General features: G+C 64.1%; 17 protein-coding genes. 2 read left to right on the forward strand and 15 right to left on the reverse strand.

The window, feature by feature from the left end; translation table 11 throughout:
* The first annotated feature begins 22 nt into the window (after positions 1–22).
* The gene (gene trxA, locus BMW89_RS14575) at positions 23–343 is read left to right on the forward strand and encodes a thioredoxin (RefSeq protein WP_092027458.1); all 321 of its coding nucleotides are present in this window, start codon (positions 23–25) and stop codon (positions 341–343) included.
* 73 nt (positions 344–416) lie between these two features.
* Here the strand turns inward: trxA and BMW89_RS14580 are convergent, their stop codons facing one another.
* From BMW89_RS14580 to aroA, 15 genes are all read right to left on the reverse strand, one after another.
* Positions 417–851: an SRPBCC family protein gene (locus BMW89_RS14580; protein WP_092027460.1), complete on the reverse strand. Its 435-nt coding sequence runs from the start codon at positions 849–851 to the stop codon at positions 417–419.
* 31 nt (positions 852–882) lie between these two features.
* On the reverse strand, positions 883–1,623 hold the full coding sequence (locus BMW89_RS14585) for a metallophosphoesterase family protein (RefSeq protein ID WP_177196058.1): 741 nt from the start codon (positions 1,621–1,623) through the stop codon (positions 883–885).
* A 136-nt stretch (positions 1,624–1,759) separates the two neighbouring features.
* Positions 1,760–3,103, reverse strand: a complete 1,344-nt coding sequence (locus tag BMW89_RS14590) for a bifunctional folylpolyglutamate synthase/dihydrofolate synthase (protein WP_092027464.1) — start codon at positions 3,101–3,103, stop codon at positions 1,760–1,762.
* The gene (gene accD, locus BMW89_RS14595; protein ID WP_092027466.1) at positions 3,100–4,041 is read right to left on the reverse strand and encodes an acetyl-CoA carboxylase, carboxyltransferase subunit beta; all 942 of its coding nucleotides are present in this window, start codon (positions 4,039–4,041) and stop codon (positions 3,100–3,102) included. Before accD ends, BMW89_RS14590 begins: the two co-directional genes overlap by 4 nt.
* Positions 4,042–4,212: 171 nt before the next feature.
* Positions 4,213–5,049, reverse strand: coding sequence for a tryptophan synthase subunit alpha (gene trpA, locus BMW89_RS14600; protein WP_092027468.1), 837 nt, complete (start codon positions 5,047–5,049; stop codon positions 4,213–4,215).
* A complete protein-coding gene (gene trpB / locus BMW89_RS14605; protein WP_092027470.1) occupies positions 5,046–6,263 on the reverse strand; it encodes a tryptophan synthase subunit beta in 1,218 nt (405 codons plus the stop codon). The genes trpA and trpB overlap by 4 nt, the downstream gene beginning before the upstream one ends.
* Positions 6,260–6,919 (reverse strand): phosphoribosylanthranilate isomerase, encoded by a 660-nt coding sequence (locus BMW89_RS14610; protein WP_092027472.1) that lies wholly within the window; start codon positions 6,917–6,919, stop codon positions 6,260–6,262. Before BMW89_RS14610 ends, trpB begins: the two co-directional genes overlap by 4 nt.
* A gap of 65 nt (positions 6,920–6,984) precedes the next feature.
* Positions 6,985–7,377 carry a lipopolysaccharide assembly protein LapA domain-containing protein gene (locus BMW89_RS14615; protein WP_092027474.1) on the reverse strand — a complete coding sequence of 131 codons (393 nt, stop codon included), beginning with the start codon at positions 7,375–7,377 and terminating at the stop codon, positions 6,985–6,987.
* A 72-nt stretch (positions 7,378–7,449) separates the two neighbouring features.
* Positions 7,450–7,755 carry an integration host factor subunit beta gene (locus tag BMW89_RS14620; RefSeq protein WP_007598410.1) on the reverse strand — a complete coding sequence of 102 codons (306 nt, stop codon included), beginning with the start codon at positions 7,753–7,755 and terminating at the stop codon, positions 7,450–7,452.
* Positions 7,756–7,927: 172 nt separating this feature from the next.
* Positions 7,928–8,908, reverse strand: coding sequence for a signal peptide peptidase SppA (gene sppA / locus BMW89_RS14625; protein ID WP_092027476.1), 981 nt, complete (start codon positions 8,906–8,908; stop codon positions 7,928–7,930).
* A 190-nt stretch (positions 8,909–9,098) separates the two neighbouring features.
* A complete protein-coding gene (gene rpsA, locus BMW89_RS14630; RefSeq protein WP_092027478.1) occupies positions 9,099–10,805 on the reverse strand; it encodes a 30S ribosomal protein S1 in 1,707 nt (568 codons plus the stop codon).
* Positions 10,806–11,070: 265 nt separating this feature from the next.
* Positions 11,071–11,709: a (d)CMP kinase gene (cmk, locus tag BMW89_RS14635; RefSeq protein ID WP_092027480.1), complete on the reverse strand. Its 639-nt coding sequence runs from the start codon at positions 11,707–11,709 to the stop codon at positions 11,071–11,073.
* A 5-nt stretch (positions 11,710–11,714) separates the two neighbouring features.
* The gene (locus BMW89_RS14640; RefSeq protein ID WP_092027482.1) at positions 11,715–12,122 is read right to left on the reverse strand and encodes a hypothetical protein; all 408 of its coding nucleotides are present in this window, start codon (positions 12,120–12,122) and stop codon (positions 11,715–11,717) included.
* Positions 12,100–12,705, reverse strand: coding sequence for a hypothetical protein (locus tag BMW89_RS14645; RefSeq protein WP_092027484.1), 606 nt, complete (start codon positions 12,703–12,705; stop codon positions 12,100–12,102). Before BMW89_RS14645 ends, BMW89_RS14640 begins: the two co-directional genes overlap by 23 nt.
* 10 nt (positions 12,706–12,715) lie before the next feature.
* Positions 12,716–14,101, reverse strand: coding sequence for a 3-phosphoshikimate 1-carboxyvinyltransferase (gene aroA / locus BMW89_RS14650; protein ID WP_143062764.1), 1,386 nt, complete (start codon positions 14,099–14,101; stop codon positions 12,716–12,718).
* Positions 14,102–14,213: 112 nt separating this feature from the next.
* Between aroA and BMW89_RS14655 the strand changes: the two genes are divergently transcribed.
* Positions 14,214–14,627 (forward strand): TIGR02300 family protein, encoded by a 414-nt coding sequence (locus tag BMW89_RS14655; RefSeq protein WP_092027488.1) that lies wholly within the window; start codon positions 14,214–14,216, stop codon positions 14,625–14,627.

The following is a 14,627-nucleotide window of genomic DNA, read 5'->3' on the forward strand; positions in this document are numbered from 1 at the left end:
TTCAACCGAACGAGGTACTCCCATGGCCGTTGGCAAGGTTTCTGACACCGACTTCGAAGCCGAAGTGCTCAAGGCGGACGGCCCCGTCGTCGTCGATTTCTGGGCCGAATGGTGCGGCCCCTGCCGCATGATCGCACCCGCGCTCGACGAGATCGCCGGCGCGATGGGCGACAAGGTCAAGATCGTCAAGCTCAACGTCGACGAGAGCCCGAAGACCGCGTCGAAGTATGGCGTGATGTCGATCCCGACCCTGATGATCTTCAAGGGCGGCGAGATGGCCTCCCGCCAGGTCGGCGCGGCGCCGAAGGCGAAGCTTCAGCAGTGGATCACGTCGGCGGTCTGATCCGCGACGTCCGAGTTTGTGCAGCGGCCGGCGAATAGCCGGCCGTTTTGTTTTGCGTAGCCCGGCGCGGGGTTTATTTCCCGGCGGACTTGGCTTCCGCGAGCTTGGCCAGGCTGGCGAGAACCTCGGGAAAATCCGATGCGACAGCAGGTCCAATCTCGGACGCCTGCGGCCCTCGGGCATCGACGGCGTAAACGACGCGTGTGCGCGCAGGCCCAACGGATTCGATGCGATGGGCAACCAGGATGGCGAGATCTCCAACCCGGGTTTCGTCGACGAAGCACGCATTCTCGCGAACCTCGACCAGTTGCGAGCGCAGCGCCTCCTCACCGGGCGGCTTCATGGTGAACCAGGTGCCGGCCGCAAACGGCCCGTCGATGTCGATCTGCTCGATCCCCGCGTTCCAGTTTTTCCAGCCGGGCACGTCGCGAAAGATGCTCCAGATCGTCGCGGCGGTTGCCGACGTCTCGATGGCGTATTCGTGTCGCCAGACGTTGTCGTCGTCCATGGTGTGCTCCCCCCTTTTTATGGTTATACGGCTACTTGACCCACCCCGTCGCCAGCGCGTTCGCAAGCTCCGGCTGATTGTTGCGGCGTGCGAGCGCGGCCATCGTCTCATGGTCATAGGAAATCTGGCGGAACGTCACCTGCCACGCACCGTCGGTCAATTCGAGGATCGCATAACGCGCGTGCGGCGTGCCGGCTTCGACGACATGCGGGAACGGATGCACGTCACGATAGCCGGGGCTGCCGACGCTGCCGGGATTGACGACCAGCCGGCCATCGCGCAAGCGCACGGCACGGGCGAGATGGGTGTGGGCGCAGAGAATCAGGGACTGTGTGATGCCTTCGGCGAATTGCTCGATGCGGTCGAGCGGCGATAGCGCGACCGTGCCGTCGGGATGCACGGTGTCCAGCCAATAAACTTCGTCATTCTCGGGCGTCGCATGGCAGAGGAAAACCTGCTCGCGATACACGCGCGTCATCGGCTGCGCACGCAGCCAGTCGAGTTGCGCTTCATTGAGCTGCGCATGGGCGGGACGATCCCACGAACCCATGTTCTCCGGGGGACGGTCGAGCAGATAGCGGTCGTGATTGCCGAGCACATGCACGGCATCGAGCTTCATCAGGATCTCGATGGTCCGGCGCGCATCGAGCGGACCACTCAGCATATCGCCGAGATTGACGATGTCGGTGATCCCAAGGGCGCGGATGTCGGCAAGCACCGCCTCCAGCGCGAGGTAGTTTCCATGGATGTCGGCAATCGCGGCAAAACGCATCGGCAATCTCATCACTCTCGTGCCCCGGACGCAGCGCAGCACGTAGTGGTGTGCTGCAGAGCCGGGGCCCATGTGGCGGCATTCTGGGTCCCGGATCAGCGCTCCGCTTCGCTGCGCTTGTCCGGGACACGAGAGTTCATGCAGGAGGCGTGCCGTTGAGGCCCAGCACGTGGCCGGCGAGATAGAGCGAGCCTGATATCAGAATGCGCGGCGGCACTTCGTATGCGAGCTTCGACAAGGCGCGCAGCGCTGCCTCGATGCCGGGGGCTATCTCGACCCGCATGCCGAGGCTGCGCGCGGCATCCGCCAAGCGATCGACCGGCATCGCGGCCTCGGTGTCGGGGATGGGCACCGCGATGATGTGACGGGTGAGGCCGGCGAAATTGGCGAGAAAGGCTTGCGCGTCCTTGTTGGCCATCATGCCCGCAATCACCACCAGCGGCCGCGACACCCGCTCTTCGAGATCGCCGAGGGCCGCCGCCGCAACGCGGCCGCCTTCCGCATTATGCCCGCCGTCGAGCCAGATCTCCGAGCCCTGCGGCCCGAAAGCGAGCAACTCGCCCGAAGTGATGCGCTGCATCCGCGCCGGCCATTCAGCGCCGACGATGCCGGCCTCGAATGCCGCCTGGTTGATCTTGAACGTCGGAATCGCGCGCAGCGTCGCGATCGCAAGTCCGGCATTGTCGAACTGGTGACGGCCGAACAGGCGCGGCGCGGTGAGATCCATCAGGCCGCGATCGTCCGAATAAACCAGACGCCCGTGCTCGACATTGACGTGCCAGCTCTCGTTCGCCGCAAACAACGGCGCGCGCATGCGCTTGGCCTGCGCCTCGATCACGGCCATCGCCTCGCCCGTCTGTTCCGCACAAATCACGGGCACGCCGCGCTTGATGATCGCGGCCTTCTCGCCGGCGATCGACGTCAGCGTGTCCCCAAGAAAATCCATGTGGTCCATGCTGACAGGCGTGATCACGCAGGCCGCCGGGATATCGACCACGTTGGTCGAATCGAGCCGGCCGCCGAGGCCGACTTCGAGCAGCACCGCATCGGCCGGGTTCTGCGCGAACAGATGGAACGCAGCCGCGGTCTTCAGCTCGAAGACGGTCGCGGCTTCGCCGGCATTGACGCGCTCGACCTCTTCCAGCGCAGCGTACAACTCGTCGTCGCCAACGAGCACGCCGCCGCCCACGCGGCCGATCCGGAAGCATTCGTTGATGCGGACCAGATAGGGCGAGGTGTAGGCGTGCACGCGCAGGCCGGCGGCTTCCAGCGTCGCGCGCAGATAGGCAACGGTCGACCCCTTGCCGTTGGTGCCGGCGACGTGGATCACCGGCGGCAGCTTGCTTTCGGGGTGGCCGAGCCGCTCGAGCAGGCGGTGCATCCGCTCCAGCCCGAGATCGATGCGCTTCTGATGCAGGGCCGACAGCCGCCCGATCAATTCACCGAGCGGCGGCTTTGCGCTGTCAGACGGCGCGTTCACGCGTGCGGCGCAGCCGGCGCCGTCTCGGCGGCCGATACGATCTGCGCCGGGCTGGCGACCGGCTGCACCGATTTCGATGCGCCCTCCTGCGCCGGCGACCTGGTCAGCAGACGGCAGAGCCGCGCCAGCGTCGGGCGTAGATCGTGGCGATGCACGACCATGTCGACCATGCCGTGGTCTTTCAGATACTCGGCGCGTTGAAAACCTTCGGGGAGCTTTTCGCGGATGGTCTGCTCGATCACGCGCGCGCCGGCAAAACCGATCAGCGCGCCCGGTTCGGCGATCTGCACGTCGCCGAGCATCGCGTAGGATGCGGTGACGCCGCCGGTGGTCGGGTTGGTCAGCACGACGATGTAGGGCTGCTTGGCCTCGCGCAGCATCTGCACACCGACGGTGGTGCGCGGCATCTGCATCAGCGATAAAATGCCTTCCTGCATGCGCGCGCCGCCGCTGGCCGCGAACACGATGAACGGCGACTTCTTCTCGACCGCAAGCTCAAGCCCGCGCACGAGAGCCTCACCGGCGGCCATGCCGAGCGAGCCGCCCATGAAATCGAAATCCTGCACGGCAATGACGACGGCAGCGCCTTCGAGCCTGCCATAGCCGACCTTGACCGCATCGTTGAGGTTGGTCCGCGCGCGGGCATCCTTGATGCGGTCGACGTATTTCTTTTCATCGCGAAACTTGAGCGGATCGGGCGTGACGTCGGGCAGGGCGACGTCGAACCAGGTTTCGTTGTCGAAGATCGACTTCAGACGCGCCACCGCGCCCATGCGCATGTGGTAGTTCGAGCCGGGGATGACGAACTGGTTGGCCTCGACGTCCTTGTAGAACACGAGCTGTCCGGAATCCGGGCACTTGATCCACAGATTCTCCGGCGTCTCCCGCCGCAGCATGTTGCGGATCTTCGGCCGGACCACATTGGTAAGCCAGTTCATGGTTTGCTCCGATCAGAGCGTTTTCAAGCGAAGTGGATTCCGGTTCGCGGTAAGAAAACGCGTCAAAACAAGAATAGCGAACCCGCTGGGGACCGCCTGAAGGAATATATGGCGGCCGGGCCTTCGCCCGGCAAGCCGCCGTGTCGCCCGCCCGAGAAGCGGAATTATGGCCTATTCAGCCGCCTGTTGCGCGCCCTTGACGCCCTGGGCCAAGGCCGCCGTCAGCTCAGCGACGGCGTTAACGGTTTTGGCGGTCGCGCGCCCTTCCGCGTCGAGACTGTTCTTGAGCGCATCGACCAGCGCGGTGCCGACCACCGAACCATCGGCCTTCTCGGCAATGGCGCGTGCCGCCTCCGGCGTGCGGATGCCAAAACCAACGCATATCGGCAGCTTGGTATGCCGCTTGATGCGCGCGACAGCTTCCCCGACGGCATTCGCGTCCGCCGCCGCTGCACCGGTGATGCCGGCGATGGAGACGTAATAGACAAAGCCTGATGTGTTCGCGAGCACCGCGGGCAAGCGCTTGTCGTCGGTGGTCGGGGTCGCGAGGCGAATGAAGTTCAGGCCCGCCTTCAGCGCGGGAATGCAGAGTTCGTCGTCTTCCTCCGGTGGCAAATCGACGATAATCAGGCCGTCAACGCCGGCCGTCTTGGCATCAGCCAAAAACTTGTCGACGCCGTAGATGTAGATCGGATTGTAATAGCCCATCAGCACCAGCGGCGTGAAATTGTCGTCCTTGCGGAAGCCGCGCACCAGTTCCAGCGTCTTCTTCAAGGTCATGCCGTTCTTGAGTGCGCGCAGACCTGCCGCTTGAATCGAGGGACCATCCGCCATCGGATCGGTGAATGGAATGCCGAGTTCGATGACGTCGGCGCCTGCCTTCGGCAGCGCCTTGACGATGTTGAGCGACGTCGTGAGATCGGGATCGCCGGCCATCACATAGGTGACGAAGGCCGAGCGGCCCGCTTTCTTCAGCTCAGCGAAACGGGTATCGATACGCGTGGTCACTTGCTCTTGCCCCTCAGGATATCGCCGACTTGCGGGACGTCCTTGTCGCCGCGGCCGGAGAGATTGACGACCATCAGGTGATCTCTGGCCTGCTTCGGTGCGAGCTCCATCACCTTGGCGATGGCATGCGCGGGCTCGAGCGCGGGAATGATGCCTTCGAGCTTCGAGAGCAGCTGGAACGCAGCAAGCGCCTCGTCATCGGTTGCAGAGAGATAGTTCACGCGGCCGATCTCGTGCAGCCAGGAATGCTCGGGACCGATGCCGGGATAGTCGAGGCCGGCCGAGATCGAATGCGCGTCGGTGATCTGCCCGTCCGCGTCCATCAGGAGATAGGTGCGGTTGCCGTGCAGCACGCCGGGACGGCCGCCCGCGATCGAGGCCGCATGCAGCTGCGTGAGCCCATGGCCTGCGGCTTCGACGCCGAAAATCTCGACGGAGGAATCGTCCAGGAAGGGATGAAACAGGCCCATCGCGTTCGAGCCACCGCCGATGCAGGCGACCAGCGAATCCGGCAGACGTCCCTCGACCTCCTGCATCTGCGTCTTGGTCTCGTTGCCGATGATCGACTGGAAGTCGCGCACCATCATTGGATAGGGATGCGGGCCTGCGACCGTGCCGATGCAATAGAAGGTGTTGTGCACGTTGGTGACCCAGTCGCGCAGCGCCTCGTTCATGGCGTCCTTCAGCGTGCGCGTGCCCGACTGCACCGGCATCACTGTTGCGCCCAGCATCTCCATGCGGATGACGTTCTGCTGCTGCCGCTCGACGTCGACTGCGCCCATATAGACGATGCATTCGAGCCCGAAGCGCGCGCACAGCGTCGCGGTGGCGACACCATGCTGGCCGGCGCCGGTCTCGGCAATGATGCGCTTCTTGCCCATGCGCCGCGCCAGCATGATCTGGCCGAGCACGTTGTTGACCTTGTGCGAGCCGGTGTGATTGAGCTCTTCGCGCTTGAGGTAGATTTTTGCGCCGCCGAGATGCTCGGTGAGACGCTCGGCGAAATAAAGCGGCGAGGGCCGGCCGACATAGTTCTTGAGATAGCCGTTCATCTCGGCCTGGAAGGCTGGATCGGCCTTGGCCGCGGTGTAGGCTTTCTCCAGATCGAGGATCAGCGGCATCAGGGTTTCGGCGACGAAGCGTCCGCCGAAAATGCCGAAATGGCCGCGCTCGTCGGGCCCGCTGCGGTAGGAGTTTGGTTTGACGATGTTCATCGGACGCTCAACTCTTGACTGGCGCGCGCGGCGCGAATGAAGGCTTTGATCATCTCCGGATCCTTCACACCGGGAGCGCTCTCGACACCGGAGGAGACATCGACGCCGCCGGCGCGGGTGACGCGAACGGCTTCGGCGACGTTCCCCGCATGCAGACCGCCCGAAACCATATACGGCAGCCCGAGCTCCAGGTTTTCGAGAAGGTGCCAATCGAAGGGTGCGCCGAGCCCGCCCGGCCGCGTCGCGTCCTTGGGCGGCCTCGCGTCGAACAGGATGCGGTCGGCGACCGCTGCGTACCCCTGCAGCACGGCAAGATCGGCTGCGGTCTCGACCGGCAGCGCCTTCATCACGGGGCGACCTAATCTCTGCTTGATGTCGCGCAGCCGCGCCACGCTCTCCTTGCCGTGCAGCTGGAAGATGTCCGGCGACAGCGCGTCCATGATGTTGTCGAGCGTGGCATCGTCGGCATCGACCGTCAGCGCGACCTTGAGCGCGCGTCGCTTCGCGTGCCGGCCGAGATCACGGCCTGCCTCCAGCGACACATGCCGCGGCGAGGGCGGGAAGAACACGAACCCCACCATGTCTGCGCCAGCGTCGAGCGCGACGTCGAGCGTCTCGCGCGTGGACAGGCCGCAGATTTTGACGAGCAAGGACATGGTCTCAAAAGCGGGTCAAGGCCGCAAGCTGCGGCCGGGAAACGGGTTTTCGGTTGGGGCCGCTTCTACAACGTCGCGCGCTGCTTGTCTCGCCCGGCGGGCCCGTAAAGACCCATCCCGGAGGGGACGGGAAGGCGCTGGGGCTCGGGCTTCGCCACAGCCGCCTGGGCCCGCAGGCCGGCCAGTTCGCCGCGGGCAGCCCGGGCATCTGCCTCATGCCGGCGCGCCGCGCGCCGCCAGCGCCGCTGGCCGAACCAGACGGCGCAGCCGCCCGCGATGACGCCCAGCGCGGCCACCAGGATCAGGAGCAAAAACAGTGGCATTGTGCGCGACAGGGCCGGATCGTTCGCCATGAACGGATCGAAGGAAACCGTGACGTCATGCCGGTTGGCGACGGCAAAGGTCATCAGGATCAGGGCCAGCGGAATCACGATCAGCGCGGTCAGGAATTTTCGCATCGCGATCGCTCGCCTTGAATCAAGCTGGCGGCCGCATCGTGCGGCCGTTCGGTTAAATCCGGACGACGGCCTTTAATCGGGCGCGCCGGGATCCGGATGGTCGCGGTTCAGCCGCTCGCGCATTTCCTTGCCGGTCTTGAAGAACGGAACGCTCTTCTGGTCGACGGGCACATGGGCGCCAGTGCGTGGATTGCGCCCTGCGCGTGCAGGGCGATGCTTGACCGAGAAGGCACCGAAGCCGCGCAACTCGACGCGATCACCGCGTGCGAGAGCCGCTACGATCTCTTCGAGAATCGCATTCACAATGTTCTCGACATCCCGCTGGTACAGATGCGGGTTGTGCTCGGCGATACGCTGAACAAGTTCGGATTTGATCATCGAGAGATAGGACCCGGAAGCGTGCGGATGACCATTTCCGTGAAAATACCGTGATCTGTCAAGACGCTAAATGAAGGTTGAGCGTCTCGAAAATACGTGACATTTGCCGAAAAAGCGGGCTGCACCTCTACCCGTCACACGGGAAAAAGGTCCAGGGCTCGCCCGGTTCCCGTCAATTTGACGCAGCCGGCTGCCACAGGGCCAGCATTCCATCCATTCCAAGCCGATCAACGGCCTGCGCGACGCCGGTTTGTCCGATTTGATGCGCAATCGAGCCTAAACCAAGCGCTTCCAGCGTTACGACGGCAGCAGTCTTGAGGAACGGCAGATCGCCGAAGCGCGGCTCAAGCTTGTAGTCGCGGACTGTGAGACCCTTCTTGACGCCCTTCTGCTCGACCAGCCAGGTCACGGCGGTCTTCTCGTCGCCGAGCTGATCGATCAGCTTGAGATCGATCGCCTGGCGCCCGGTGAAAACGCGGCCATCGACGACTTTTTCGAGCTGCGTGTCATCCATGCCACGGCGCTGCTTCACCAGATCCTTGAACCAGGCATAGGAATCCTTCACCAGCGCATCGAGCGCGGCGCGCGCTTCGGGGCTGGTCGGCTCAAAACCGTTCGGCGCAGCCTTCAGCGGGGTGGACTTCACCTCCTCAACCTTGACGCCGACGGTCTTCAGGAGGTCGGTGAAATTGGGAAACTGGAATAGCACGCCGATCGAGCCGACCAGCGAGCTCTGCTGGGCAATGATGTGGTCGCTGGCAATCGCCGTGATGTAGCCGCCGGAGGCGGCAAGGCCTTCGACCACGACGACGAGCGGCTTCTTCGCCTTCAGGCTCACAAGCGAATCGTAGAGCTGTTCGGAGCCGGCGGTGGTGCCGCCCGGCGAGTTGATGTGGACGATGACGGCGGCGGCCTGCGAATTCTCCAGCCGCTCCAGCGCCTGCGTGCGATCGGAATCGCTGCGGATCAGGCCCTCGATCTGGACCCGCGCGATCGAGCCGGCGGATGTGAAGCTGCCGCGCGCACCGGGCGTCACGACCAGCGCAAAGCCCGCGATCGCCGCGATCGCGATCAGCGCGGCGAACACACGCCAGAACGTCAGCTTGCGGCGGATCCTGCGGCGATCGACGATGATGTCCGAATCGAGCGACATCGGGATATCTCCAAATAAAAGGTCAGGCGCGTTGTGCCGTCACAACGTGACCAATGGCTTGTCTGGATACATCAATTCCGGCGCAATTTGAAGAAAACAAGGCCGTGACCGCATAGCCCTGATGGAGCGCCCAACAAAAAAGCCCCGGCTTGCGCCGGGGCTTTGATGTCAGCGAAAGGAAGCGTTTCGCTTACTTGCTATCGCGGTTCTTGAGCGCGGTGCCGAGAATGTCGCCCAGCGTCGCTCCCGAATCGGAGGAGCCGTACTGCGCGATGGCTTCCTTCTCTTCGGCGACTTCGAGCGCTTTGATCGACACCTGGACCTTGCGGGCCTTCTTGTCGAACTGGATCACGCGGGCATCGACCTTCTCGCCGACGGCGAAGCGTTCGGCGCGCTGGTCGTTGCGGTCACGGGCGAGCTCCGAGCGCTTGATGAAGGTCGAGAAGTCGGTCCCGGTGATCTTCACCTCGATGCCGCTTTCCTTCACTTCGAGCACTTCGCAGGTCACGACCGCGCCCTTCTTGACATCGCCCGGCTCGGCGAATGGGTCGCCTTCGAGCTGCTTGATGCCGAGCGAGATACGCTCCTTCTCGACGTCCACATCGAGCACCACGGCTTTCACCACGTCGCCCTTCTTGTAATTGTCGATCACCTGCTCGCCCGGCTGCTTCCAGTCGAGGTCGGAGAGATGGACCATGCCGTCGACGTCGCCTTCGAGACCCAGGAACAGACCAAACTCGGTCTTGTTCTTGACTTCGCCCTCGACGGTCGAACCGGTCGGGTGACCTTCGACGAAGACCTCCCAGGGATTGCGCATGGTCTGCTTGAGGCCGAGCGAGATGCGGCGCTTGACGGAATCGACTTCGAGCACCTGCACGTCGACTTCCTGCGAGGTCGACACGATCTTGCCGGGGTGCATGTTCTTCTTGGTCCACGACATCTCGGAGACGTGGATCAGGCCTTCGATGCCCGGCTCGAGCTCGACGAACGCACCGTAGTCGGTGATGTTGGTGACACGGCCGGTGAAGCGCGAACCCAGCGGGTACTTGGCTTCGATGCCCTGCCACGGATCGTCCAGCAGCTGCTTCATGCCCAGCGAGATGCGGTGCGTCTCGTGGTTGATCTTGATGATCTTGACCTTCACGGTCTGGCCGATCGAGAGCACCTCGGTCGGGTGGTTGACGCGGCGCCACGCGATGTCGGTGACGTGCAGCAGGCCGTCGATGCCGCCGAGATCAACGAACGCACCGTAATCGGTGATGTTCTTGACCACGCCGTCGATGACCTGACCCTCTTCGAGGTTCTGCACCAGCTCCTGGCGCTGCTCGGCGCGGGTCTCTTCGAGAACCGTGCGGCGCGACACCACGATGTTGCCGCGGCGGCGGTCCATCTTGAGGATCTGGAACGGCTGCGAATTGTTCATCAGCGGCGCAACGTCGCGGATCGGACGAATGTCGACCTGCGAGCGCGGCAGGAAGGCCACGGCACCGTCGAGGTCGACGGTGAAGCCGCCCTTGACCTGGTTGAAGATGACGCCGTTGACCTTCTCGTTGTTCTGGAAGGCCTTCTCGAGCTTGCCCCAGCTCTCTTCGCGGCGCGCCTTGTCGCGCGACAGCACGGCTTCGCCGAGGGCGTTCTCGATGCGATCGAGGAACACTTCGACCACGTCGCCGACCTTGATCTCGCTTTCACGGCCTGGGCCGGAAAATTCGCGCAGCGCGACGCGACCTTCGGTCTTCAGGCCGACGTCGATGACGGCCATGTCCTTTTCGATAGCGACCACCGTGCCCTTGACGACGGAGCTCTCCTGCAGGCTGCCACCTGCGAAGGACTCGTCGAGCATCGCGGCGAAATCGTCGCGCGACGGGCTATAGGTATCAGCAGAAGTCGAAGCCATTTGTTCTCCAGTTGCGGATGTCGTGCCGGCCGTTGGGTTTAAAGGGCGTATCGCACGCGCAGTGTCGGAAGGTCCGCAAGACCTTCGAGCGACCGCTCGTTGCTCCGGCCTGGAGCCGGAACAGCGGAAGCGGGCCGGCTGAGGCCCGCGCATTCGATACGTGGATTCTGTGTCCGGAGCCTGGATCGCGCCGGTCCCAAGCAGGGGATCGGGGTATCGACCTCAAAGAGCGGGAGCGGGCGCTTCCTCCAATGACGGCAGCGGCTTAACCCCGCGACCGGCCCGCTCGGACGGCCTCGATAATGTCGATGGCGGCCCGGACGCCGCCTTCTATATCCAGTTGGGAGTTATCTAGCAAGTAAGCATCCGCGGCCGGTTTCAGGGGCGCAATCGGCCGGTTCTTGTCGCGTTCGTCGCGCCGGATGATGTCGGCCAGCACGGCCGCCTCATCCGCCTCCTCACCCCGCGCCTTGGCCTCCATGGTCCGGCGGTGGGCGCGGACCCTGGGATCGGCGACGACAAAAATCTTCACGTCGGCATCGGGGCAGATCACGGTTCCAATGTCCCGGCCGTCCAGGACGGCCCCCGGCGGATCGGCGGCGAATTGCCGCTGGAAATTGAGCAGGGCTTCGCGGACCCTGGGGATCGCCGAGACGATCGAGGCGCCCTCGCCGGCGGCTTGCGTCTTCAGCGCAGGATTGCCGAACTTTTCGGGATCGAGTTCCTGCGCCGCGGCGACTGCCGCCGCCTCGTCCCGGAGATCATGACCGGACTGCATCAGGGCGTACGCCACCGCACGATAGATCACGCCGGTATCGAGATGACGATAGCCGTAATGATGGGCGAGCCGCTTGCCGAGCGTCCCCTTGCCCGAAGCCGCGGGCCCGTCGATCGCGATAATCATGTCACTCAAACCTTGACTGTCTGGGGCCCGCGGGCGCGTCGCAGGGGGCGCTCTTCGGTAAATATGTTGCGAGACGCGAACTCCGCGGGACTCGCAAAAGTGAGATATTCGCGCATCGCGTCGGAGGGCGAGGACGCGGTGAACCATGGTTCGGCAAGGCGCCGCGCCGGATCGCAAACCCATGATGGCACCCGGCCGAGACGACGTTGTTTTGCCAGATATTCGGCGATCGCGCCGACCAGCGCATCGAGCCGGTCGTTCTGCGTCAGCGCCGGCTCGTCCTCGATCGTCGCGTATTGAGCCCGGCTCGTCCCCGCCAGATCGAACGTGTCCACGAATTCGGCCAGCGTCGCGTCCTGCGGCGCGCCCGCGCGAATGCGGTCGACGGCTTCAGCGAGGGTATTTGGGCGCATCCGCTCCTCCCCCGAGGTCCATGTTCTTCAGTAAGAAGCGTTGCTTCTCCGAGGAAGCAGCGCTCACCGGAAAATACCGGCCAAGCAGAGCGATGGCTTCCTCGACGGTCGAAATTCCAACCACTTTCATCAAGTTCAAGATATCCAGCCGCTCCGTCTCGCCGCGAACGGGATCCGTGATGCGAAACGCCTTCAATTTCAGCGCCAGCAGATATGCCGCGGAGGGCACCGAAACCTCAAGCCCCGGCGGCGTGCCGTCCCGCGGAAAAGTGCCGAATTCGAGATGATCCGCCGCACGGTCAGCCAGTGGACTGAGATGAAATACGACATGATCGTTGAACCAGTCGGCGCCCCATCCATTCCTTGCGGCAATTTCGGCGATGGTCTTCTCCAGCCAGTTCGGCAACGGATGCTCGAGCTTCGAGACGTCGACGTCCTCGGTCGCCAAGCGGAAATTGCTGGCGAGCATGAGGGCGGAGCCACCATAGACCGCGATCTGGAGCTTGGTTCCAGCTTCGGCCGCAGCACGGCCGATCGAATCGAAAGCATCCAGCAGGGCGTCGCGGTCGAAGGCTGCGCTCATGGCCGCGGCCTCATGAAAACTCGGCCCCCAGCGAACGCATCATCGGAATGAAGTCCGGAAAGCTGGTGGCGATGAAGGCGGTGTCGTCGACGGTTACGGGCTGGTCGGAGGCGCAACCCATCACCAGCGCGGACATCGCGATGCGATGATCCATGTGGGTGGCGACGGTGCCGCCGCCGGGGACGTGGCCGCGGCCTTCGACGATGAGATCGTCACCGGAGACTTCGACCTTCACGCCGTTGACGCGGAGCATCTCGGCGGTGGCTTCGAGCCGATCAGATTCCTTGACGCGCAGCTCCTGCAGGCCGCGCATGATGGTGGTGCCTTCGGCGAAGGAGGCCGCCACCGCCAGCACCAGATATTCGTCGATCATCGATGGCGCGCGCTCCGGCGGCACCTCGACGCCGCGCAGCTTTGATGCGCGCACGCGCAGCTGCGCCATCGGCTCGCCGGCATCGCCGCGGACTTCGCTTTCCTCGATCGAGGCGCCCATTTCACGCAGCGTCGTGAACAGCCCTGTGCGCAGCGGATTGGTCATGACATCGGACAGGACGACATCCGAGCCCTCGACGATCAGCGCGGCAACGATCGGGAACGCCGCCGAGGAGGGATCGGCGGGCACAACGACATTGGCGCCATGCAGTTCGGGCTGGCCTTTGAGCATGATACGGCGACCGTGCTGACCTTCCTGCGTCGAGGTGATCTCGGCACCAAAATGCTTCAACATCAGCTCGGTATGGTCGCGACTGGCCTCGCTCTCGATCACGGTCGTGGTGCCCGGCGCGGCGAGCCCCGCCAGCAGCACGGCCGACTTGATCTGCGCCGAGGCGACCGGCGTCTTGTAGGTGATCGGCAGCGGATCGCGTGCGCCCTGGACGGTCAGCGGCAGACGGCCGCCCTCGCCGCCCGAGACGACCTTCGCGCCCATCTTTTCCAGCGGATCGAGGATCCGGCGCATCGGGCGGCTGCGCAGCGAGGAATCGCCGTCGAACACCGCCGAGATCGGGCAGCCGGCGACGGCGCCCATGACCAGCCGGCAGCCGGTGCCGGAATTGCCGAAATCCAGCGCAGCCTTGGGCGGAGCAAAGCCGCCGACGCCCACGCCGTTCACCTTCCAGGCGAAATCGCCGGTGCGCTCGACCGTCGCGCCCAGTGCCTGCATGGATTTGGCGGTGTTGAGGACGTCCTCGCCCTCCAGCAGGCCCGAAATCCTGGTCTCGCCAACCGCAAGCGCGCCGAGGATGAGGGCGCGGTGGGAAATCGACTTGTCCCCGGGCACCCGTACTTTCCCGGTCAGGGGACCGCTTGCGCGCGACTGAAGCGGCGTCGGCTTGTCGGAATGGGTCAAGATTGTGTCCTTGGATGTGCCTTTTGGGCTCGCGGGCAGGTACCACATGGGCTTCCCGCCGTCACGGGCATGTCGTTCTCCCGTAATGCGCTATTGACAGCGGGCCGCCAACTAGCCAAGTGAAACACCGCTTTTCAGACATTCCCAGGATTCCTTCACCGTGGCCAAGTCCGAACTCGGAACCAAACGTATTTGCCCGACTACGGGCAAGAAGTTCTATGACCTCAACAAGACTCCGGTGATCTCGCCCTATAGCGGCGAAGTCGTGCCGATCGCGCCCATCGCCCCGGCCCGCGTGCCTCGTGGCGCCGAAGCCCGTCATGCCGCGGCCGCCGCCGCCGACACGACGCCGGAGCCGGCCGAGGTCGAGGAGGTCTCGCTTGAGGAGGCCGATGCCGAGGAGAACAGCGGCAAGGTCAAAGCCGTCGTGCCCGAATCGGAGGACGATATCGAGGTCGACGAGACCATCGAGGACGACGATGACGATGATTCGACCTTCATTGCCGACGACGAAGAGGGCGATGAGGACGTCACGGACATCATTGGTGATGTCGGGGGCGATGAAGAGACTTGA

It is taken from the genome of Bradyrhizobium sp. OK095 (genome assembly GCF_900109945.1).
Taxonomy (GTDB): domain Bacteria; phylum Pseudomonadota; class Alphaproteobacteria; order Rhizobiales; family Xanthobacteraceae; genus Bradyrhizobium.